Origin of the sequence: Sphingobium sp. YR768 (genome assembly GCF_900111125.1) — a bacterium.
In the GTDB taxonomy this organism is placed as follows: Bacteria; Pseudomonadota; Alphaproteobacteria; order Sphingomonadales; family Sphingomonadaceae; genus Sphingobium.
The window spans coordinates 238,477-259,013 of the sequence record NZ_FOGE01000003.1; the positions used below are offsets into that span (position 1 = coordinate 238,477).

The following is a 20,537-nucleotide window of genomic DNA, read 5'->3' on the forward strand; positions in this document are numbered from 1 at the left end:
ACAGCCCCAAGCACCCTAGTCATCACGCAAATTGGTTAAGATATCGTTCGCCAAGCATCCACAGCGCGGCAATGGAGATGGCGACGCCGTAGGGAATTTCCGGCTGACCCGGCTTTTTCTTCATCCTGTGGTGCACGACCGTCGCGATCGTCACCACGCCGCCCAGCAGCGCCATCAGCATGATCAGCGTCATCGTCGCCTGCCACGGAAACCACAGGGCGAGCGCGCCCAGCAGCTTCACGTCGCCACCGCCCATCATGCCGACGGCGAACAGCGCGGCGAACAGCGCGAAGACGATCACGCCCACCAGCAACTGCACCGCCATGTCGGGCCAGAAAGACAGACCACAGGCGATCCACCAGACCGGCGCCAGCAAGGCGACGGCCAGATTCAGGCGGTTGGAGATGATGCGGGCGCGCAGGTCCGTGATCGCTGCCAGGATCAACAACGCTCCCAGAACGCCTATGAGCGCAAGCCTGAAAAATTCCCCCGTCATGGTGCTTGTGCCTAGACCATATGGCTTACCAAAGCGTAACCATGGGACCCATGGATTCGCCGGACTTCCCCGCAGCCCTTCCCCTGCCCCCGATCGACCGCCGCGCCTGGCCGATGGGCGGGCGGCTGGACTATTGGCATGCGCCCGATGGCTGGGCGATCCGCCGCTATCGGCTGGGCAGCGGCACGCGCGGCCGGATGCTGGTGCTGGGCGGTCGCGGCGACATGATCGAGAAATATCTGGAGGTCATCCATCACTGGGCGACGCGCGGCTGGGCCGTGACCAGTTTCGACTGGCGCGGACAGGGCGGATCGGGGCGACTGACCGACGATCCGCTGTGCGGGCATATCGGGGATTTTGCCGATTATATCGCCGATCTCCATGGCCTGGCGGCCGACTGGCGGGCGGAAGGCCATGGGCCAACCGCTATCGTAGGCCATAGCATGGGCGGCCATATGCTGGTCCGCGCGCTGGCCGAAGGCATGATGCCGCCCGACGCCGCCGTGGCTGTCGCGCCGATGCTAGGGCTGCATACCGCGCCCATGCCGCGCTGGCTGGCAGTCGCGATGGCCAGGGCCATGATCGCGCTGGGCCATGGCGAAAAGCGCGCCTGGACGCAGAAGGAAAATTCGGAGCGGTTGCGGCGTATCCGACAGAAAAGACTGACCCACGACCCGGATCGTTATGCCGACGAAATCTGGTGGCGCGATCATAGCCGGGAGATCGCGCTGGGTCCGCCAAGCTGGAACTGGGTATTACAGGCGCTCGAATCGACAGGGGGACTGGCGCATGGCGATGCTGTCGCCCGCATCGCCACACCGCTGCTGATTCTGGCGACGCGGATCGACCAACTGGTGTCCACGCCGGTCATCCGGCAGGTCGCGGCGCGCATTGCCGGGGCGCGCCTGCATGTCTATGGGCCTGAAGCCGCGCATGAAATCCTGCGCGAACTCGATCCGGTCCGGCTCGATGCGCTAGCCCGGATCGATGCCTTTCTGGACGAGACTGCATTGGACGAAAGCGGCCGTTGACCCATCCCGATATCGTGATCATCGGCGGCGGCATGGCCGGCGCCAGCCTTGGCGCGAAACTGGCCGCCCATGCGAAGGTCATGATCCTGGAGATGGAGGATCGGGCCGGCTATCATGCGACCGGCCGGTCCGTCGCCTTCTGGGAGGAAAGCTATGGCGGGCCGATCGTCCAGCCGCTGACCACCCTGTCGGGACCGATGCTGGCCACACCGGACCCGGATTTTCATGACGGCAGTTTCCTGTCGCCACGCGGCACGCTACATATCGGCCGGGCGGGCGACGAACCGCTGCGCGACACACTGCTGAACAGCTTTGCCGGGCGGGTGGAGCTTCAGACCGTCGATCCGGCTGACATTGTGCCGGGTTTGCGACCCGGCTGGACGCTGGGCGTGATGGAGGCGAGTTGCCAGGACATCAACGTCGCCGCGCTCCATCAGGCCTATCTGCGCCAGTTCCGGCGACACGGCGGCGAAATCCGGCTGGCGACCCGGCTGGAGGCAGCGCGCAGCGACGGGACGGGATGGCTAATTGAAACACGCGAGGGGTCTGTCCAATGCGGCCTGCTGATCAATGCGGCCGGCGCCTGGGCCGATGATGTCGCCATCGCCTGTTGCGTGGCGCCGATCGGGATCACGCCACTGCGACGGACAGTGGTGCAGATCAGCGTGCCGGACCTGCCCTCCCCCGATATGCCGCTGATCATGGATCTGGCTTCGCGCTTCTATTTCAAGCCAGAGGGCCGCGACCGCATCTGGCTGACCCCGCATGATGAGGAACCCTCCCCGCCCTGCGACGCCGCGCCTGAAGAATTGGCGGTGGCGCAGGCGATCGCCCGGTTCGAGGAAGCGGTCGACTGGCGGGTCGGCAAGGTCGAACATAAATGGGCCGGGCTTCGCAGCTTCGCCCCGGACCGGACGCCGGTCTATGGCTTCGATCCCTCGGCACCGGGCTTTTTCTGGTTCGCCGGGCAAGGCGGTTTCGGCATCCAGACCGCGCCTGCGGCGGCGGCTCTGGCGGCGGCGCTGATCACCGGCACGGCCTTGCCGCCCGCCGTTGCCAGTCTGGATTCGCAGGCTTATTCTCCGACGCGGTTTCGCTGACGAAACGAGTCCGGAGAGAAAGCCATGGCGCACAAATTCGTGATCGAAAAGAACAAGGCTGGCGAGTTCGTCGCCAAGTTCAAATATAATAGCGAAGTCATCTTCTGGACCGAAGGCTATGCCAGCAAGGCAGGCGCCCGCAACGCCATTGAGTCGGTGCTGAAAAACGGCCCCGGCGCGCCGGTGGAAGAGGCGGAATAGTCGCTTCCATCCCATACTATTTTTGAAGGATCGATCGAGTGGTGGCGTTTGCCATCACCCGATCGCGGAAATGCGCAACTTCTTCCCCGCCGCCCCGCGCCAATATCCCGCTCATATTGGCGACAGCGAAGGAGACACCATAAAGATTGCGCCGCTGCTCCACGCCGGGGATCGGGCGGGGATGTCCAGAGGCGTCCACTTCGCCGTCACGAAGCCTGTACTGATCGCGCGGACAATCCCAGTCGAGCGAGACGCCCAGAACCTGATTAAGGCTTCCCGGATAACAGGGCGTCCCCTCCGCCTCCCGCGCGGCGACGATCAATATGCCAGCCTCCCGCGCGCGATCGGCCGCCGCGGCAAACAGATTATGATGTGCCGGATTGGTCGTGCCGAGGCTGAGGTTGATCAGGTCGACCCGCGCCGCCACCGCCCGGTCGATCGCCGTGACCAGCGCCCGCGCCGTCGTGCGCAGCGTGTCGTGAAAAACCCGGATCGGCAGGCACAGCGCATCGGTCGCCTGATCCTGGATCGCGGCGGTGACGGCGGTGCCATGACCAAGCGCGTCCAAACTGTCCAACTCGCTGATCGCGCCATCCTTCGCGATCGAAAATCCCGGCAGCAATCGCCCCGCATCGATATGCGGATGATCGGGATGAACGCCGCTGTCGATGATGGCGATGCGGACCAGATCAGGCATGAACCGGCTCGACACGCGCGGTCATAGCCGCCCGCCCGTCCTCCAGCCGGATGACATGATCGGCCATGTCGGCCAGCGCGGGCTTGTGGGTGATGACGATGATCGTGGCGTCGGGCAACGCGCCGCGCAGGCGGCCGGCGATCAACGCTTCGGTGTCGCCGTCCAGCGCGGAGGTCGGCTCGTCCAGGATCAGGATGCCGGGTTTGCGCAGCAGGGCCCGCGCCAGCACGATCCTCTGCCGCTCCCCGGCGGAAAGCGCCGCCCCCCGTTCACCGGCGCGAGTTTCATAGCCATCGGGTAATCTGGCGATGAAACCGTCCAGCCCGGCGGCATGGGCGGCGGCCTCTATCGCTGTGCGCGACACATCCGGCAGGGCGAAGCCGATATTGGCGGCGATCGTGTCGTTGAACAGATAGGGCGCCTGATCGACCAGGATGATTTCCCGCCGCAGATCGTCCAGCGCACAGTCGCGCAGGTCGCGACCGTCGACCGATATGCGTCCGCTGTCGGGATCGAGATAGCGGACCATCAGGTCGGCCATGGTCGATTTGCCGGCGCCGCTGGGGCCAAGGATGGCGCACAAGCTCCCCGCCGGGATCGTCAGGTCGATGTCGCGCAACACCGCGTCGCGATCATAGCGCATCGCCACCCGGTCGAACCGCAATTCCCCCGCCCGTTCCAACGGCACGGCATTCGGCCGTTCGATCACGTCCGGCTGCGTATCGAACAGTTCGAAGATGCGCCCCAGCGACACCCGCGCCGATGCGAGGCCGGAGGTCAGCCCCATCAGCGTCTGGATCGGCGAGAGCAGCCGCATATGATAGGTCATGAAGGCAACCAGCGTGCCGATGCTCATACCGCCTTCGATGATACGCCAGCCGCCATAGAGGATCACCGCCGACGTAGCCGCCGTCATCAGCGTGCCAGGCAGCGCGCCGGTCATGAAGGAGGCGACCTGCATTTTCAGCATCGCGCCGATGAAGGCGTCATTCTTCGTCTTGAAGCGCGCGACTTCATGCTCGCCCGCCCGCAGCGACGCGATGACGCGCATGCCCATCACCGTGTCGACCAGCAGGCTGCCAAGATCCGCCCCCCGCTCCCGCATATCGCGGGTCAGCGCGGTCAGGCGGCGCTGATAATAAGAGAAGGTAGCGAGACTGGCGGGGACGAGGATGACGCTGACGAGGAACAAGCGCCAGTCGAGCCAGAGCATCATCGCGACGCAACCGACGAAGAACAGCATGTTGCTGACCACGGAAAGGAGCGTGTCGGAAGCGATGCGCTGCACATCGCTGACGTCGCTGTTCATGCGCGAAACTAGGTCGCCAAGGCGAAAGCTGCCATAGAAACGCGGCGACAAGGTCTGGAGATGGCGCAGCAGGGCGGCGCGGATATCGTAGAGCATCGCCGCCGACAGCGCGACATAGCGATAGCTGGCGAGGATATTGACGGCGAAACCCGCGATGGTGACGGCGATCATGACGCCCGCAATTTCGAACAAGGCACCCATGTCGCGCTTCAGCAACGCCTGATCGATCATCAGCTTGGATAAATAGGGTTGCGCCAGTCCCAGCATGGTCGAGACGAGGCTGATCGCCAGTACGAGCAGCAGCGCGCCGCGATAGGGTTTCAGGAAGGGCGTCAGGCGGCGATAGCTGCGCCACTCAGCGACAGAGGGCGGAGGGGACGGAATCACCTAATATCCCTCCGTCGTCCCCGCGAAGGCGGGGACCCAGCGTGCCACCTGCAGGGCAATTGCCAGGTGAGAGATGGATTCCCGCTTTTGCGGGAATGACGAGTGAGGGGCGGATGCCTCACGCCGCCACCTGCCTTGGCACCAGACGAAAACCGTCGAGCAGGAAGCGCGGTTCGGGCATTTTGGCGAGCAGCGCCGTGCACCAATGATGCCCCTCAACCAGCGCCTCATGCTGGGCACGCCACCAGTCACCTTGCCCGCCATTGGCGTAGAATTGCGCGCAGAGCAGCAGATGACGCCGCATCGCGGCGATCAGCATCGACTGATAATGGCTTAGCAACACGGCGCGATCGCCACCCTCTGCGATCGCCGTCACGACCGCCGCCGCCAATATCGCTTCCCGCACCGACTGCGCCGTACCATCGCCGCAAATCGGATCGAAGCCAAGCGCCGCCGCGCCACAGGCCAGCCAGCCTGCGCCGTGGAGCGGCAGATGCAGGCGCGGCGCGGCAAGGAAAGGCGTAGAGGTCGCGCCCATCGCGTCTACGACGGGAGCAATCAGCGCGCTCTGGCCCAGCAACGCGTCGACTGAACCGCCGACGCCCAGCAGCCAGCCCTCCCCCGTTTCGGCCGGGACCAGATAGAGCCAGCCGCTTGCGACCGCTTCGATCCGCGCCTCCTGGGCACAGGAGGGGTCGCGCAGCTTCACTTTGGCCGCGACCGCATGGCGATCGCCGAACAGGCGCATTTCGCCGAGCGGCACCGGTGGCGCCGCGTGAATGGTGAAATCGGCGATCGCGTCGATGGTCTTGCAGTCAGGCAAGGCCGCCTGCACCTGATCCTCCGACGCCAACGCCGCGCCGTGCGGGATCATCACCGTCGGCCCGCCCCAGGCGACCAGCCGACGCTTCACGCGCGGCCGGTCGGCAAACAAGTCCGGCCGATCGAACACGCTGCGCATCATGCCCAAGGCCGGATCGCTCAGCATGATCGTCGGCACGGACGGGCGGCGGACATCCTCGATCGCGACCCGAAGGCCCGCGCCTGTCAGTATATGTGCGCATCCCTTAGCGGCGATGCCGCCGCCCCGGATGGCGATGCTCTTCATCGGGCCATCCTCCGTTCGCTTCGAGCGCAGGCTAGAAGCGGCAAAGACAGCGCTTCACGTTTCTCGACACGCTGGGAACGAACGGAGGTTGTGTTGGCCATCATTCCACCGCGACCATGCCTGCGCCGGTGGTGTCATTGCCCAAATCCCAGCTGCCTTCCAGCTTCAGGGTCTTCGCGTCATAGACTTCGATGTCGTAGCTGGCGCCGTAGATATAGAGCTTCTTGCCATCCATCGACATGCCGAAGCGGAAGCGGGATCGGCAGGGGAATTCCGCCTTGTCGACCACTTCGTTGCTGGTCAGGTTCATATGCCAGAATTCGCAGCGCTTGGCGCCCAGCATGCCATTGGTGACGACGGTATAGGCCTGCTTGCCATCAGGCGTCAGTTCGAGCCCCGCCATCGCCGCCGGCGCGGGTCCGATCGGCGTGAAGGCGAATTGCCGGGTGTTAAGGTCGAAGCGAGCGACGCCGAACATCTTGTTATGGATATAGGGGTCGGCCGCGTTGAACAGCGATACGAACTGGCCGGGGGTACGCATGGTATCGAGCGCGCCGCCGAAACCGACATTCTCCAGACCCGTGCCTTCCGGCTTGGCCAGGTCGATCCGGTCGATCACCTTCAGGTCGGCCAGGTTCAGGATCAGGATCTTCTCACCGAACAGATAGAGATATTTGCCATCGGGCGACACTTTGAGCGAAGAACGATAGCCGCCCGCCGACTTTTCATCCTCCTTGTCCAGTTCGGCCGTGCGCACGACCTTTTGCAGCTTCAGGTCGATCACCGCATACATCGGCTTGCTGACCTTGTAGCGGTCCACTTCCTTGTCGAAGCGGGTGATGACCGTGTAGAAATAGCGTCCGGTCGGGTCCGCCGCCCCGCCCCAGAAGCGATAGCGGGTGGCGCCATCGTTCAGGCTGAACTTGGTGACGATCTTGCGGGTCGCGGTGTCGACCACCTCGATCCCGCTGGTGGTGATGGTGGTCACATAGATGCGCTTGCCATCGTCCGACAAGACCATTGATGTCGGCAGGCCGGTGTCCAGCTTCAGCTTGCCCGTCACCGCCGCCTTGCCTTCGTCGAAGATCAGCAGCTGGTCGGGATAGCTGCCCATGAACAGGGTGGCGGCGGAGGCCGGCAGCGTAGCCAGCGCGGCAAGCCCGGCGGCGATCAGGGTGCGATATGTCTGCATGGCGCGCCTCACGGAAAAACGAGGTCGAGGTTGCGCCAGTCCTTGGTGGCCGTGGCGCAGTTGCTGGCCCAGTCGGGCGAGTAATTCACATGGTCGGGCACCTGGACGGGCCAGAAGCAGGTGACGTAGCAGTCATAAATGTCGCGCTCCACCGGCTGGCACAGGCCCGCCGTGCCGCCGCCCGCATCCACTTCCCAGCCGGGCGAGAAGGACAGGGTACAGCCCATCGGCACATGCGGCCGCGGTTGCTGCTGGAGGGCGACGACATCCTCCTCCATATCGGCGGGGGTGGCGGCTGCCGCAGCCTCTATCTGCGTCACCGCTTCGCCAATCGCTTGCGCCTTTTTATTGATGGCGCGAAGATGCTTCATGACAGGCCCTTTCGTTCAGCGAAGCGTTCAAGGAAGCCGGGATTTTTCACCGCCAGCACGCCGTAGATGCGCAGGCAGGTGTCGGTCCATTGCCGTATCCAGTCGCAATAATGGAGGTTGGCGTGGCCGGTGTCGCCATAGCGGACGAAGGCTTCATGATGGCATCCGCCCGCGCACAACGGCCGCGCCCAGCAACTTTGGCAGTCATATTTCGCCTCGACATGGCCCTTTTTGAGGAACTCGCCCTGCTTGGCGCGGTCGATGCCGCTGGAGACATGGCCCATCCTGTGCGTGTCCGCATCGGTGAAGCGGTGGCAGGGGGACAAATCCCCTGACGGGCTGACGCCCATGAGGCCAAGGCCCGCCCCGCAGGGATGCGATTTGTTGACGCCCGATATCAGCTCGCTGATCGTTTCGCTGACATTGGTGAAGCCGTGGGATTCCCCGCGCAACGCATAGTCCAGCCATTCTTCCGCCAGCAGGCTGAACTGCGCCAGCACGCTGTCCATGCCATTATCGTCCAGCGAATAGGCGCGTTCCTCGCCCGTCGTCACCGGCGCGAAGCCGACTTCGTGGAAGCCCAGTTCATCCTTGAGATGCCGGAAGATGCGCACGACGTCCGTGCCGCCTTCGGTCAGCGTCACGCGGGCGGTGATGGCGCGGGTCTTGTGATGCGCGATCAGCGTGCGCAGGCGCGGTTCGATCACCGCATAGCTGCCCTTGCCATTCTTGTAGACGCGATGCTTGTCCTGCACCTCGGGCGGGCCGTCCATCGAGACGGTGACGCCGATCCGGTTGTCCGACAGGAAAGTGACGATGTCCGGCGTCAGCAGCGTGGCGTTGGTGGTCAGGCTGTAAGTGATCCCCTTCCCTGCCGCCGCCGTCGCTGCATTGGCATAGCCCACCACATCGCGCAGCAGCTTGAAATTCATCAGCGTTTCGCCGCCGAAGAAGGTGATATGCACCGCCTTGCGCCCGACCGCTTCGGCGATCAGCAGGTCGACCGACGCCTTCGCCGTCTCCAGCGTCATATATTTGGGCTTGCCCGCCGGGGTCGCGATCTTGTCCGCGCCAAATTCATAGCAATAGGTGCAGGCGAGATTGCACTGGTTGGTGACGTTCAGCACCAGAGCCTGAAGCGGAAAGTCGGCGGGCGGGGCCGATGGCATGACCGGGGCGGCCACACCCAACTGGATAAGCCGCGCGGCGCGCAATTCGCGCACCAGCGATTCGGCGTCGGCGGATTCGCGCCCATCGGCCACCAGTTCGCGGATCAAAGCGGCATGCGTCAGTTCCTGCCCGTCCAGCCGGGAGAGAACTGCCTGTACATCCGCATCGATCTCGAAGATTGCGCCGGCACTCACCAGATAGACGAACTGGCTGCCGCCCGCGTCGAACCCATGATATTCCGCGCGCGAATAAGCGGGCGCCTGCATCACCGTCATCGCGATACCTCCGGCTGATCGAAGCGCTGATACATGGGGACGGTCACGACCAGATAGGCGCGGGCGCTCAAGGGCTTGCCGAACTTGTCCTTCGCGCTCTTCGCCGTGGCGACCGCCCAGACCTCGCCATAATTGTTGCGGGCGAAACGGCGGGCCGGGTTCGGCCCTTCCTCGCCGGGGGTGAAGAAGGCGGTGGGGCTGAGTGCGCCCACATATTTCATGTCGTCGTCATAGGAGACGGTCATGAATTCCTGCATCGCCCAGTCGGCCTCGATCGGCCCCAGCGCCACATCGTCCCCGGTGTTGGGCTTGCCATCGAGGCCATTGTCATAGCCGATCGCCTCGAACTGCTGATAGCCCTTGGCGAATTTGATGCCGCCCAAGCGAGCCAGCGCGGTTTCCGGAGTCGCCTTGATATAGTCGATATTGCGGTAGACGGGGAACGCCTGTTCCAGCACTGCGCCGGCCAGCGCGACGTCGCGCTGGCCCGATGGCGCGGCAGGCGCAATATCGGCAGTCACGACCAGTTCCTTCGGGCTGGCAGAGACGATCTTCGTCACGGTGACGCCCGCGCCCAGATCGATATCGGCGGCGGTCGGCGCGGCGGGCAGATTGTTGCCGAGGATGCGAAGCTGCACGCCCTTCGTCCCGGCCTTCACGGGTCCCGGCGTCACCGCCAGGATCGTGGGCGCGGCGGTCGCGCGGACCAGCTTCACGTCATAGCCGAATTCCTGATATTCGCCCCAGAACCAGCGGCCCTGCGCACTTTGCTGGTCGGGCGCAAACCACATCGTCTCGCGCGCTGCGCTGACCAGATCGTCGGGCTTTGCTGGGGCCGCCCCACCCTTTGACGATCCGCGCCAGCTATAGCCGGCATAGAGAATGCCGGTACCGGTGCGGTTGATCGTACCGCCGTCAGCCAGCGACCGCAGCGTCGCGCTGGTGGTGAATTCATCGGCGGCCTTGCCGGGCGCGACATTCAGTTCGCCGACGAACTTGCCCTTGCCCGGCACCGACGCGACCACCAACCATTCCCCGGCAAGGCGCGGATTGCGCTGACGTGCGCTCCATGCCGCCCATTCCGGGGTGTGGAGGCCCGCCACCTTGGGCAGATAGGTCAGTGCATAGTCTCCGCGCGTCAGCTTGTCCTTGGGGTCGCGACCGGCGGGCTGTTCCGCATCTTCGGCCGGGCGACGATATTGGGCATCGGCTTGCGAATAGAGGGCGACGTGCAGATCCTGCAACGTCTTCCATTCCAGCTTCGATCGCCGCCAGGACAGCGGCTGCGCATAGGCATGGCAGGAGGCGCAGGCGCCGCGCATCGTCTCATTGGGCAGGGCCTCGTCGATGATCCGCTTTTCGGGCAGATACATGACCGGCCGGGCTTCTTCAGGCGCCAGGCCATGGGACGAGGCCAGAGACTTGACGATCGACCGGCTTTCCTCCGGCGTGATGTCCAGACCATTGAGGCGCACCATCCGTTTGATCGCCTGCGCCCAGCCTTCCGGGGTAGTGCGGACCCAACTGATGCGGGACAAGTTGCCCTTGTCATCGGCGCTGTGACAGCTGCCGCATTTTTCCTTCACCAGCGGGTCCGCAACGGGGATGCCCGCTTCCGTCTCTTTCATGGTGGCGCTGTCCGGGCCGTTATCGCCCTGCGCGAATACGACCGACGCAGAAAACAGCGTCAGCAGGCCCAACTTCGTGACGGGAAGCCGCTTCACCCTTATGTCCCCCTTCGCACCCGACATTTTGCCTTGGGTGCATATAGAAAGCCTCGGCAGACGCTCTTGCGGCGTCACATTTTCGATAACGTACAGCCTCATGATAATCCGCCATAGAAAATTTGACGATTGTCATGATTTTTATTCCGCTACACTGCTGGTCCAGGCCATGTCCGAATGCCGCTGCCCTGATCCGACTGGACAGGAGGGGCGGATCGGCGTTGAATGGCGACAGGGAACAGACATGGGGTAGGCATATGGCGGTCAGCTTTACGGTGAATGGCGAAAAACGGCAGGTCGATGGCGATCCGGCCAAGCCGCTGCTGTGGGTGTTGCGGGAAGACCTGGACATGGTCGGCACCAAATTCGGGTGCGGCGCCGGTCTGTGCGGGGCCTGCACCGTGCATCTGGGCGGCGATGCCGTGCGATCCTGCCAGACGCCGCTGGGCGATGTGAACGGCATGGCGATCACCACGATCGAAGGCGTGCAGGCCAGCGATCCGGGCAAGCGTATCGCTGCCGCCTGGATCAAGCTGGACGTGCCGCAATGCGGCTATTGCCAGGCCGGGCAAATCATGAGCGCGACCGCCTTGCTCGCCACCACGCCCAAGCCCAGCGACGAGGAGATTGACGCGGCAATGATGGGCAATCTGTGCCGCTGCTCCACCTATGTCCGTATCCGCGCTGCGATCAAGGATGCGGCCGGCATCGTGGAGGCCAAGGCATGAGCGCGGCCACCCTTTCCCGCCGGGGCTTCATCTCCGCCTCCTTGCTGGCAGGCGGCGGCTTGCTGTTCGATCTCAACATGCCCGTCGCCCGCGCGGCGGACGGAACACCGGTGATCCTGACCGCCTTCATCCGCATCCTGCCCGACAATCGCGTCATCATCGGCGCGAAGAATGCGGAGATCGGCCAGGGCGCCAAGACGATGCTGCCGATGCTGATCGCCGAGGAGCTGGACGTCGACTGGAAGCAGGTGACGATCGAGCAGACCCATGCCGACGCCAAGATTTTCGGCGGGCAGAGCGCGGGCGGCAGCCGCACCACACCGCGCGAATGGCTGCCCACGCGGCAGGCGGGTGCTGCGGCGCGCGCGATGCTGGTCGCGGCGGCAGCGCAAGGCTGGGGCGTGGCGCCCGAAACGCTGAAGGTCGCGGGCGGAACCGTGACCGATCCGAAATCGGGGAAATCGGCGACCTATGCGTCGCTGGCGGTGGCGGCGGCGAAACTGCCTGCCCCCGATCCCGCAACATTGAAACTGAAAGACCCGGCGGATTTCCGCATCATCGGCCAGTCGATCGGCGGCGTCGATACGCCCGCCATCGTTACGGGCAAGCCGCTGTTCGGGATCGATTTCACGCTGCCGGACATGCTCTATGCCGTGCTGGAAACCTGCCCGGCGCATGGCGGCATTTATAAATCGGCCAATCTGGATGAAGTGAAGGCGCTGCCCGGCATCACCCATGTCCTGACGATCAAGGGCGATGGCACGCCCGAATCCGGGTTCGACGGCGTCGCTATCCTCTCCAAAAGCTGGTGGACCGCCAATCAGGCGCGCGAGACGCTGAAGGTCGACTGGGATGTCAGTAGCGTCAGCGGCTTTTCGACCGAAGCCTATGCCGCGCAGGCGGCCGAACGGCGCAAGGGCAAGGCCGATGGCGACATCGTGCGCACGGGCGATGTGGACGCCGCCTTTGCCGGTGCAGCGAAGACGGTCAGCGCCGATTACAGCTATCCCTTCCTGGCGCATGGCACGCTGGAACCGCAAAACTGCACCGCCCTGTTCAAGGATGGCGCCGTCGAAATCTGGGCGCCGACGCAGAATCCGGAAAGCGGCCGCGCGCTGGTGGCCAAGGCGCTGAACCTGCCGCCCGAAAAGATTCGCATCAACTTCACCCGCATCGGCGGCGGATTCGGTCGGCGGCTGATGAACGATTATATGGTGCAGGCGGCATCGATCGCGGCGCAGGTGCCGGGCACGCCGGTCAAGCTGCTATGGAACCGGCAGCAGGATATCCAGCGGGACTTTTACCGCCCGGCCGGCTGGCACGGCTTCCGCGCGGCGCTGGACAAGGATGGCGCTCTGACCGGCTTCCACGATCATTTCGTGACCTTCGGCAAGGATGGCAAGCCGGTCCGATCAGCGGAAATGCCGGCCAGCGAACTGCCTGCCGGGCTGATCGACAATGTGCTGCTGGAACAGAGTTTTCTGACCACCAACATGCCGACCGGCTGGTTGCGCGCGCCCGGCTCCAACGCGCTGGCCTTCGTCTATCAGGCGTTTTTGGATGAAGTGGCGGATGCAGCGGGCAAGGATCTGCCGACGCTGATGCTGGAGATATTGGGCGAACCGCGCGAATTGCCGCGCGGCCCGAACGCGCCGCCCTTCGTCACCAGCCGCGCGAGGGGCGTGATCGAAAAGGCCGTTGCCATGGGCGGCTGGGCAGACCGCAAGACTTTGTCCAAGGGGACCGGCAAGGGCTTCGCCTTCTACTACAGCCATATGGGCTATTTCGCCGAGGTGCTGGAAGTGGCGATCATCGAAGGCATGCCCAAGGTGAAGACCGTATGGGTCGCGGGCGATGTCGGCAGCCAGATCATCAATCCGATCAACGCCCTGCATCAGGCGCAGGGATCGGTGATCGAGGGGCTGGGGCAGGCGCTGGCCGGGCAGATCATCACCCAGGTCGATGGCGCGGTCGAACAGGCCAATTATGACACCCACCCCTTCCTGCGGATCAACGATGCGCCGGAGATCATCGTGGAGTTCGTGAAGACGGATTATCCGCCCACCGGCCTCGGCGAACCGGCCCTCCCGCCGGTCATCCCGGCGCTGGTCAACGCGATTCACGCCGCGACCGGGAAACGCATTCGCAGCCTGCCGGTGACGGCGGAGATGCTGGCCTGACTCTGCTACGGCAGTATCGGTCCGGTCATAGTCGCTTCAAAGCAGGGTCAGTTGCGCCACCGGGGCGAAGCTGCGGCGATGGAGCGGGGTCGGGCCGTGGGTGCGCAACGCCGCCATATGCTTGGCGCTGCCATAGCCCTTGTTCGTTTCCCAGCCATAATGGGGATAGTCGGCCGCCGCCGCGATCATCATCCGGTCGCGCTCTTCCTTAGCAAGGATGGAGGCGGCGGCGATTGACAGGCATTTGGCGTCGCCCTCCACGATCGCGGTGGAGGCCCAGCGCCATTGGGGGCAGCGATTGCCATCGACCAGCACATGCGCGCAGTCATGGCTCAGCGCCTCGACCGCGCGGGTCATGGCCAGCATCGTCGCCCAGAGGATATTGATCTCGTCAATCTCTTCGACACTCGCGATGCCGATGCCCCAGCAGAGGGCCCGCGCCTTGATCTCGCCTTCCAGCATGGCGCGCTTCTTTGCGCTGAGTTGCTTCGAATCGTTGAGGCCATCGGGGCAATCTTCGGCACGCAATATGACAGCGGCGGCGACCACGGGGCCGGCCAGCGGTCCCCTGCCCGCTTCGTCCACCCCGGCGACGAGGCCGGGATGGTGCAGCGCTTCGTGCGCGAAATCAGGCATAGGCGTGGAAGCCGAAAGGCGAGCCCATCGGGCCGTGACCGGCGCCAAGGCCGGGGGCAAGGGTCAGCGCCTCACGGACATATTTGCGTGCCCGTTCGATCGCCTCCACCAAGTCCAGCCCCTGCCCAAGGCCCGTCGCGATCGCGCTGGCCAAAGTGCAGCCGGTGCCGTGGGTGTGCGGCGTATCGATGCGGGCATTGCTCCATGCCTTGAGCACGCCGCGCGGCGCGATCAGCCGGTCTGTCAGCATCGGGCCTTCGCCATGACCGCCCTTGGCGAGAACATGCGTGTCGAAGCGCACGGCGATATCCTGTCCGCCCAACGCCTCCAGTTCGGGGATATTGGGGGTAACGAGCGTGGCGATGGCCATCAGCTTTTCAAAGGCCGCGATGGTCGCGTCATCGGCCAGCAGCGAACCGCTGGTCGCGACCATGACCGGATCGAAGACGATCGGTATTTCCTTTTCGCCTGCATTTTCACGATCCGGAGGGCGACGAAAGCCGAGGCGGGGGTCCATCTCTCGACCTTGCATTGCAGCGGCCGGTTGGGAGATGGGTTCCCGCCTTCGCGGGAATGACGAAGAGAGGAAGTCGGCCACGGCATGGGCGGTTTGCGCGCTGCCGATCATGCCGATCTTCACCGCGTCGACGCCGATGTCGCTGATGCAGCTTTCCATCTGGGCCAGCACCATGTCTGTGGGGATCGGGTGGACGCCCTGCACACCCAGCGTGTTCTGGGCGGTGATCGCGGTGATGGCGGTCATGCCGAAACCGCCGAGCAGCGTCACGGTCTTCAGGTCCGCCTGAATGCCCGCGCCGCCTCCGCTGTCGGAGCCGGCGATGATGAGGATGCGGGCAGGCTTCATCCCTTGAAATGCCGCTCCGTCGAGGCCGGGTTATTGGCCAACGCCTTGCCCATACGGGTCGGGCGGTCCATCAGTTCGCCGCCGCAATTGGGGCAGCGATCGTCCAGCGCTTCTGCACAGGGCGCGCACCAGGTGCATTCGAACGAGCAGATGAACGCGCCGGGCTCGTCGGCGGGGAGATCGACGCCGCAGCGTTCGCAATCGGGGCGCATTTCAAGCATGATAGATATATCCGTTCGGGCTGAGCCCTTCGACTGCCTGCCAAGGCAGGCGCTCAGGATGAACTTGCCTGCGGCAAGTCGAAGCCCGTGTCTGAGCGGAGGCGAAGACACCTCCCTGCGGTCGGCGATGCCCTTCGACTTCGCTCAGGACGAACGGAGGTTTTTCTCGCGTCACGCCGCCGCCTTCTCCACCGCGGCGCAGATGCGTTCGACAACGTCCTTCACCTGATCCTCGCGGTCGCCTTCCGCCATGACGCGGATGACGGGTTCTGTGCCGGAGGGACGGATGACGAGGCGGCCGGCGCCGTTCAGTTCGACCTCGGCCTGCGCGATGACGCGCTTTACGTCGTCATGCTCCAGTGGCTTGCCGCCCGAGAAACGGACATTTTTGAGCAGTTGCGGCACGGGGTCGAACTGGTGCAACACTTCGCTGGCGGGCTTGCCGGCGCGGACCAGCGCGGCCAGCACCTGCAACGCGGCGACGGTGCCGTCGCCGGTGGTGGCGTAGTCGGACAGGATCATGTGGCCGGACTGTTCCCCGCCGACGTTGAAGCCGCCCTCGCGCATCCGTTCCAGCACATAGCGGTCGCCGACCTTGGTCCGCTCCAGCGCGATGCCCTGCCCCGTCAGGAAGCGTTCAAGGCCGAGGTTCGACATGATCGTCGCGACGAGGCCGCCGCCGCGCAGTGTGCCTTCCCGCGCGAAATTGGCGGCGATCAGGGCCATGATCTGGTCGCCGTCGACGATCTTGCCCTGTTCGTCCACCACGATCAGCCGGTCGGCGTCGCCATCCAGCGCGACGCCGATGTCCGCGCCGGAGGAGACAACGGTTTCCTGCAACAGCAGCGGCGCGGTGGAGCCGCAGCCGTCATTGATGTTGGTGCCGTTGGGCGTGACCCCGACCGCGACGACGGTGGCGCCCAGTTCCCAGAGCGCAGAGGGCGCGACCTGATAGGCGGCCCCATTGGCGCAATCGACCACGATCTTGAGGCCGTCGAGCCGCAGGTCGGCCGGGAAGCTGGATTTGACCGCATGGATATAGCGGCCGCGCGCATCCTCGACCCGGCGGGCGCGACCGATATCCTTGGAAGCGGCGAGCGGGATATCCTGATCCAGCAGCGCCTCGATCTTCAGTTCATCCTCGTCCGACAGCTTGTAACCGTCCGGGCCGAACAATTTGATTCCATTGTCGAAATAGGGATTGTGGCTGGCGGAGATCATGACGCCCAGATCAGCGCGCATCGAATGGGCGAGCAGCGCGACGGCGGGCGTCGGGATCGGGCCGAACTGCACCACATCCATGCCGACGGCGGTGAAGCCGGCAACCAGCGCATTTTCGACCATATAGCCCGACAGGCGGGTATCCTTGCCGATGACGACGCGGTGGCGGTGGCTGCCGCGCAGGAAATGGGTGCCGGCCGCCATGCCGACCTTCATCGCCAGGTCGGGGGTCATGGGCCATTGGTTGGTGCGGCCACGGATGCCGTCTGTGCCGAAATATCGCCTGCTCATGCCTTTCTCCATGCACCGATCAGCCATGAACCCGCAACCCATTATCCGTTCGTCCTGAGCCTGTCGAAGGACGCGCGCAACGTCCTTCGACAGGCTCAGGACGAACGGAGTTTAGAAATTGTCGATCGACTTTCGACGCGCTCGAAGGCATCCGGGCGGACATGGAAAATTTCAATGCCTTTGTTGACGGCCTGTCCGCCGCCGTCTTTTTCAAGGTGCCGCTGTTTGGCGCGCAGATCGAACTGATCGTACTCTATCTGGCTTTGCCGATGCTGTTCTTCACCCTGTGGCTGGGTTTCCCCAATGTGACGCAGGTCGGGCGGGCGATCCGCATCCTGCGCAGCCAGCCGCAGCATGGCGAGGCGAAGGGCGATGTCAGCCAATGGGCGGCGCTTTCCACCGCGCTTTCCGGCACGATCGGCCTGGGCAATATCGCCGGGGTCGCGGTGGCGCTGACCATGGGCGGACCGGGCGCGATCCTGTGGATGTTCATCATCGGCTGGTTCGCCATGACGGTGAAGATGGCCGAGGTGACGCTGGGCCTGAAATATCGCGTGTTCGACAGCCGGGGTCATGTGCATGGCGGGCCGATGTATGTGCTCAAGGCCGTGGGCGCGGCGCGGGGCTGGCCGAAGCTGGGGATCGTGCTGGGCGGAGCCTATGCCTTTTTCGCCTTGTTCGGGGCGATCCCGATGGTGCAGGTCAACCAGAGTTTCGCGCAGGTCAAGGTCGTGACCGGCATCACCAATGGCTGGGCCTATGGCGTGTTTCTGGCGGGCGCCGTGGCGCTGGTGACGCTGGGCGGCGCGGCCTGGCTGGGCGAGGTGTCGAAGCGGCTGACCCCGCTGAAGGTCGCGGTCTATCTGGCGGGCGTGGCGGCGATCCTGATCCTGCATGTCACCGAAATTCCGAGCGCACTGGCGCTGATCTGGAACGGGGCGTGGAGCGGCGGGGCGATGACCGGCGGCGCGGTCGGCGCCTTTGTCGCGGGGATGCGGCGCGCGGTCTTCGCCAGCGAGGCGGGTGTAGGGTCTGCCGTGATGGCGCATAGTCTGGCGCGGGCGGAGCATCCGGTGTCGGAAGGGCTGGTCGCGTTGCTGGAGCCGTTGCTGGGCACGATGATCGTCTGTGCGCTGGGCGGACTGGCACTGGTGGTCGCGGGGACATGGAATACGGGGCTGGAGGGGATCGCGATCACGTCGGCCGCCTTTGCCAAGGTTTCGCCCTGGTTCCCCTGGTTGCTGGCGGTGGTGGTGTTCCTCTTCGCCTATTCGACTTTGGTGGCCTGGGGCTTTTATGGCTTGCAGGCCTGGGGTTATCTGTTCGGCAATGGCCCCAAGGCGCAGTGGGTCTACAAGATCCTCTATGTCGTCGCTTTGCCCCCGGCCGCCGCGATCGACCTCGGCCGGGTGGTCGGGATCGTCGACAGCAGCTTCTTCCTGATGGCCATTCCCAATGTCATCGCACTGTATCTGTGCGCCGGGGAATTGCGGCGGGACGTGCGGAACTATCTGGCCAAGGGTGAGGCTTAACTTCGCATATTTCCCGTAAGTTTCGACATTATGTTACGCGGGAGTGATCTTATCGGAAAGTCTCCAACAGGCCGCCAGTAGGTAATAACGAGCCGTGATAATAAGACCCTATCGGCTGCCGTTCCCCGGCGAAGGCCGGGGTCCAGTTGCGAGCGTGGAACTGGACCCCGGCCTTCGCCGGGGAACATTATATATCGATTTTCCGTCCTATAGGACAGAAACGCAAAAGGCCCCGCTCCATGGGAGCGAGGCCTTTTTCGTGCAGACGGCTAAGCGTCAGATCTTGTCGCCCAAAGCGCCCTTGACCGATCCGGCCACATCCTGCGCCGTACCCTTGGCCTTCTGCGCCTTGCCTTCGGCTTCCAGACGTTCATTGTCGGTCGCCTTGCCGATGCCTTCCTTAATAGCGCCAGCGGCCTTGTTGCCTGCGGCCTTCAGCTTGTCGGTTGCTTCGCCCATGTCGATACTCCTTGGCTAGGGTGTTGGAGTATCAACGATAGTCGGCAGAAAGGGTTTCCGCCGATACGAAGGCGAAACGAAATATCAGAGCGGCTTCTCGTAAATCTGATACACCTTGTTCACCGTGCTGTTGATGGCGTCGGCAATGGCGTTCATGCCCTGATTGTCGTCCAGCACCCAGCCGATCTCGCCACGGGTCGAGCCATAATGGGCGACCGCTTCCAGACGGATCGTCTCGATCATCATGAAGGCAAGCTGGCTGGCCATGCGCGAGCTTTGCAGCCGCTGCACCACGCCCATCAGCGGCACGCGCATCGTCCGCGCCTTGGGCTTGCGCAGCCATTTCAGCAGCTTGATGAAGCCGAAGGGGAAGAGCGAGCCGTTCAATGACTTGGTCGCTTCGTTGAGGTCGGGCAGCGTCATCATGAAGGCGACCGGTTCGCCGTCCAGTTCGGCGATCATGATCAGATCCTCGAACACGATCGGCTTCAATTTCTTGCCGGTATGGGCGACTTCCTCGTCCGTGATCGGCACGAAGCCCCAATTATTGCCCCAGGCGTCGTTCAGGATCGACAGGATGATCGCTGCCTCCTTGTCGAATTTCGACTTGTCGACCTTGCGAATGGTGATGCGCGCGTTTTTATGGCCCGACTGGACGATGCGCTGGATCAGCGGCGGGAAGCTGTTCGTGATGTCCAGTTCATAGGTTTTGAGCTGCTTGGCCGGGGCATAGCCGGCGCCTTCGATCATCGCCTGATAGGCGGGGCTGTTATGGCCCATCATCACCGTGGGCGGATGATCATGGCCCGCGATCAGCAGGCCCGGCTCTTCCCAGATGGAGAGCGAGATCGGCCCCAGCACACGGCTCATGCCCTTGCCACGCAGCCAGTCTTCCGCCGTCGCGATCAGCGCCGCGCCGACCGCCGCATCCTCCGCCTCGAACAGGCCGAAATTGCCGGTGCCCGGCCCCATGCCCTGTTCCACCGGCTGTTGCAGCGCCAGATGATCGATATGGGCGGAAATGCGGCCGACCACGGTGGAACCGCGCCGGGCGAGGAAATATTGCGCCTCAGCATGGCCGAAAAAGGGGTTCTTCCCCGGCGTCAGCAATTCCTTCACCTCGGCCTTGAGCGGCGGCACCCAGTTGGGATCATTGGCGTAAAGCCGCCAGGGCAGATCGATGAAAGCCTTGAGGTCGGCCTTGCCGGAAACGGGGGTAATGACCAGATCGTTATGCGCCACGGGTGCCGCCTTCGAAGAAAAATACAATGCGGTGCAGTTCGGCGCTTGTTTGCGGAATGTCAATCACGCGGCGGAAACAGGCGGGTAACATGGTGAATATG

20 protein-coding genes are annotated in these 20,537 nt (G+C 64.1%); 6 read left to right on the forward strand and 14 right to left on the reverse strand.

The features are described from left to right. Positions 1-22 precede the first annotated feature (22 nt). Positions 23-496: an A24 family peptidase gene (locus BMX92_RS05730; protein WP_093013263.1), complete on the reverse strand. Its 474-nt coding sequence runs from the start codon at positions 494-496 to the stop codon at positions 23-25. Between the two features lie 50 nt (positions 497-546). On the opposite strand from BMX92_RS05730, the gene BMX92_RS05735 reads away from it, so the two are divergent. Genes BMX92_RS05735 through BMX92_RS05745 form a run of 3 tightly spaced genes read left to right on the forward strand, consistent with a single transcriptional unit; the run spans position 547 to position 2,828 of the window. Next, positions 547-1,527, forward strand: a complete 981-nt coding sequence (locus BMX92_RS05735) for an alpha/beta fold hydrolase (protein WP_093013266.1) — start codon at positions 547-549, stop codon at positions 1,525-1,527. Beyond that, positions 1,524-2,627 (forward strand): NAD(P)/FAD-dependent oxidoreductase, encoded by a 1,104-nt coding sequence (locus tag BMX92_RS05740; protein ID WP_093013269.1) that lies wholly within the window; start codon positions 1,524-1,526, stop codon positions 2,625-2,627. The genes BMX92_RS05735 and BMX92_RS05740 overlap by 4 nt, the downstream gene beginning before the upstream one ends. A gap of 24 nt (positions 2,628-2,651) precedes the next feature. After that, entirely contained in the window at positions 2,652-2,828 is a 177-nt protein-coding gene (locus BMX92_RS05745) for a YegP family protein (protein ID WP_093013272.1), read from the forward strand. Positions 2,829-2,844: 16 nt separating this feature from the next. Here the strand turns inward: BMX92_RS05745 and BMX92_RS05750 are convergent, their stop codons facing one another. The 7 genes from BMX92_RS05750 to peaA all read right to left on the reverse strand — a co-directional run bounded on the left by BMX92_RS05750 (position 2,845) and on the right by peaA (position 11,061). Then, complete coding sequence (locus tag BMX92_RS05750; RefSeq protein ID WP_093013275.1) at positions 2,845-3,525, reverse strand: subtilisin-like serine protease QhpE; 681 nt, start codon at positions 3,523-3,525, stop codon at positions 2,845-2,847. After that, complete coding sequence (locus BMX92_RS05755) at positions 3,518-5,221, reverse strand: ABC transporter ATP-binding protein (protein ID WP_256213290.1); 1,704 nt, start codon at positions 5,219-5,221, stop codon at positions 3,518-3,520. Before BMX92_RS05755 ends, BMX92_RS05750 begins: the two co-directional genes overlap by 8 nt. 118 nt (positions 5,222-5,339) lie before the next feature. After that, positions 5,340-6,329 (reverse strand): hypothetical protein, encoded by a 990-nt coding sequence (locus BMX92_RS05760; RefSeq protein WP_093013278.1) that lies wholly within the window; start codon positions 6,327-6,329, stop codon positions 5,340-5,342. A gap of 100 nt (positions 6,330-6,429) precedes the next feature. Next, positions 6,430-7,521 (reverse strand): YncE family protein, encoded by a 1,092-nt coding sequence (locus BMX92_RS05765; RefSeq protein ID WP_093013281.1) that lies wholly within the window; start codon positions 7,519-7,521, stop codon positions 6,430-6,432. An 8-nt stretch (positions 7,522-7,529) separates the two neighbouring features. Continuing rightward, positions 7,530-7,892: a quinohemoprotein amine dehydrogenase subunit gamma gene (gene qhpC / locus BMX92_RS05770; protein ID WP_093013284.1), complete on the reverse strand. Its 363-nt coding sequence runs from the start codon at positions 7,890-7,892 to the stop codon at positions 7,530-7,532. Next, positions 7,889-9,337, reverse strand: coding sequence for a quinohemoprotein amine dehydrogenase maturation protein (peaB, locus tag BMX92_RS05775; protein ID WP_093013287.1), 1,449 nt, complete (start codon positions 9,335-9,337; stop codon positions 7,889-7,891). Before peaB ends, qhpC begins: the two co-directional genes overlap by 4 nt. Then, positions 9,334-11,061: a quinohemoprotein amine dehydrogenase subunit alpha gene (peaA, locus tag BMX92_RS05780; protein WP_093013949.1), complete on the reverse strand. Its 1,728-nt coding sequence runs from the start codon at positions 11,059-11,061 to the stop codon at positions 9,334-9,336. The genes peaB and peaA overlap by 4 nt, the downstream gene beginning before the upstream one ends. A gap of 257 nt (positions 11,062-11,318) precedes the next feature. On the opposite strand from peaA, the gene BMX92_RS05785 reads away from it, so the two are divergent. Together BMX92_RS05785 and BMX92_RS05790 are read left to right on the forward strand one after the other, a co-directional pair. After that, a complete protein-coding gene (locus BMX92_RS05785) occupies positions 11,319-11,789 on the forward strand; it encodes a (2Fe-2S)-binding protein (RefSeq protein ID WP_093013290.1) in 471 nt (156 codons plus the stop codon). Further along, positions 11,786-13,969, forward strand: coding sequence for a xanthine dehydrogenase family protein molybdopterin-binding subunit (locus tag BMX92_RS05790; protein WP_093013293.1), 2,184 nt, complete (start codon positions 11,786-11,788; stop codon positions 13,967-13,969). The genes BMX92_RS05785 and BMX92_RS05790 overlap by 4 nt, the downstream gene beginning before the upstream one ends. 36 nt (positions 13,970-14,005) lie before the next feature. Here BMX92_RS05790 and BMX92_RS05795 read toward each other — a convergent pair whose 3' ends face one another. The 4 genes from BMX92_RS05795 to glmM all read right to left on the reverse strand — a co-directional run bounded on the left by BMX92_RS05795 (position 14,006) and on the right by glmM (position 17,203). Then, complete coding sequence (locus tag BMX92_RS05795) at positions 14,006-14,605, reverse strand: ribonuclease HII (protein WP_093013295.1); 600 nt, start codon at positions 14,603-14,605, stop codon at positions 14,006-14,008. Further along, positions 14,598-15,470, reverse strand: coding sequence for a bifunctional hydroxymethylpyrimidine kinase/phosphomethylpyrimidine kinase (locus BMX92_RS05800; RefSeq protein WP_093013298.1), 873 nt, complete (start codon positions 15,468-15,470; stop codon positions 14,598-14,600). The genes BMX92_RS05795 and BMX92_RS05800 overlap by 8 nt, the downstream gene beginning before the upstream one ends. Further along, the gene (locus tag BMX92_RS05805) at positions 15,467-15,691 is read right to left on the reverse strand and encodes a DUF1272 domain-containing protein (RefSeq protein WP_093013301.1); all 225 of its coding nucleotides are present in this window, start codon (positions 15,689-15,691) and stop codon (positions 15,467-15,469) included. Before BMX92_RS05805 ends, BMX92_RS05800 begins: the two co-directional genes overlap by 4 nt. Positions 15,692-15,862: 171 nt before the next feature. Then, entirely contained in the window at positions 15,863-17,203 is a 1,341-nt protein-coding gene (gene glmM, locus BMX92_RS05810; protein WP_093013952.1) for a phosphoglucosamine mutase, read from the reverse strand. Between the two features lie 161 nt (positions 17,204-17,364). Here glmM and BMX92_RS05815 point away from each other — a divergent pair, with 161 nt between their 5' ends. Then, positions 17,365-18,735 (forward strand): alanine/glycine:cation symporter family protein, encoded by a 1,371-nt coding sequence (locus BMX92_RS05815; protein ID WP_093013304.1) that lies wholly within the window; start codon positions 17,365-17,367, stop codon positions 18,733-18,735. Positions 18,736-19,011: 276 nt separating this feature from the next. Here BMX92_RS05815 and BMX92_RS05820 read toward each other — a convergent pair whose 3' ends face one another. Together BMX92_RS05820 and BMX92_RS05825 are read right to left on the reverse strand one after the other, a co-directional pair. After that, entirely contained in the window at positions 19,012-19,194 is a 183-nt protein-coding gene (locus BMX92_RS05820) for a CsbD family protein (protein ID WP_093013307.1), read from the reverse strand. Between the two features lie 84 nt (positions 19,195-19,278). Further along, on the reverse strand, positions 19,279-20,436 hold the full coding sequence (locus tag BMX92_RS05825) for an N-acetyltransferase (RefSeq protein WP_093013955.1): 1,158 nt from the start codon (positions 20,434-20,436) through the stop codon (positions 19,279-19,281). Positions 20,437-20,537 lie beyond the last annotated feature (101 nt).

Bases quoted from the DNA above. Each gene is read 5' to 3' on its own strand.
- BMX92_RS05805 (WP_093013301.1), bottom strand. From the start codon at position 15,691: ATGCTTGAAATGCGCCCCGATTGCGAACGCTGCGGCGTCGATCTCCCC.
- glmM (WP_093013952.1), bottom strand. From the start codon at position 17,203: ATGAGCAGGCGATATTTCGGCACAGACGGCATCCGTGGCCGCACCAAC.
- BMX92_RS05735 (WP_093013266.1), top strand. From the start codon at position 547: ATGGATTCGCCGGACTTCCCCGCAGCCCTTCCCCTGCCCCCGATCGAC.
- BMX92_RS05750 (WP_093013275.1), bottom strand. From the start codon at position 3,525: ATGCCTGATCTGGTCCGCATCGCCATCATCGACAGCGGCGTTCATCCC.
- BMX92_RS05760 (WP_093013278.1), bottom strand. From the start codon at position 6,329: ATGAAGAGCATCGCCATCCGGGGCGGCGGCATCGCCGCTAAGGGATGC.
- BMX92_RS05800 (WP_093013298.1), bottom strand. From the start codon at position 15,470: ATGAAGCCTGCCCGCATCCTCATCATCGCCGGCTCCGACAGCGGAGGC.
- BMX92_RS05785 (WP_093013290.1), top strand. From the start codon at position 11,319: ATGGCGGTCAGCTTTACGGTGAATGGCGAAAAACGGCAGGTCGATGGC.
- BMX92_RS05815 (WP_093013304.1), top strand. From the start codon at position 17,365: ATGGAAAATTTCAATGCCTTTGTTGACGGCCTGTCCGCCGCCGTCTTT.
- BMX92_RS05790 (WP_093013293.1), top strand. From the start codon at position 11,786: ATGAGCGCGGCCACCCTTTCCCGCCGGGGCTTCATCTCCGCCTCCTTG.
- peaB (WP_093013287.1), bottom strand. From the start codon at position 9,337: ATGACGGTGATGCAGGCGCCCGCTTATTCGCGCGCGGAATATCATGGG.
- BMX92_RS05820 (WP_093013307.1), bottom strand. From the start codon at position 19,194: ATGGGCGAAGCAACCGACAAGCTGAAGGCCGCAGGCAACAAGGCCGCT.
- BMX92_RS05730 (WP_093013263.1), bottom strand. From the start codon at position 496: ATGACGGGGGAATTTTTCAGGCTTGCGCTCATAGGCGTTCTGGGAGCG.
- BMX92_RS05745 (WP_093013272.1), top strand. From the start codon at position 2,652: ATGGCGCACAAATTCGTGATCGAAAAGAACAAGGCTGGCGAGTTCGTC.
- BMX92_RS05795 (WP_093013295.1), bottom strand. From the start codon at position 14,605: ATGCCTGATTTCGCGCACGAAGCGCTGCACCATCCCGGCCTCGTCGCC.
- qhpC (WP_093013284.1), bottom strand. From the start codon at position 7,892: ATGAAGCATCTTCGCGCCATCAATAAAAAGGCGCAAGCGATTGGCGAA.
- BMX92_RS05765 (WP_093013281.1), bottom strand. From the start codon at position 7,521: ATGCAGACATATCGCACCCTGATCGCCGCCGGGCTTGCCGCGCTGGCT.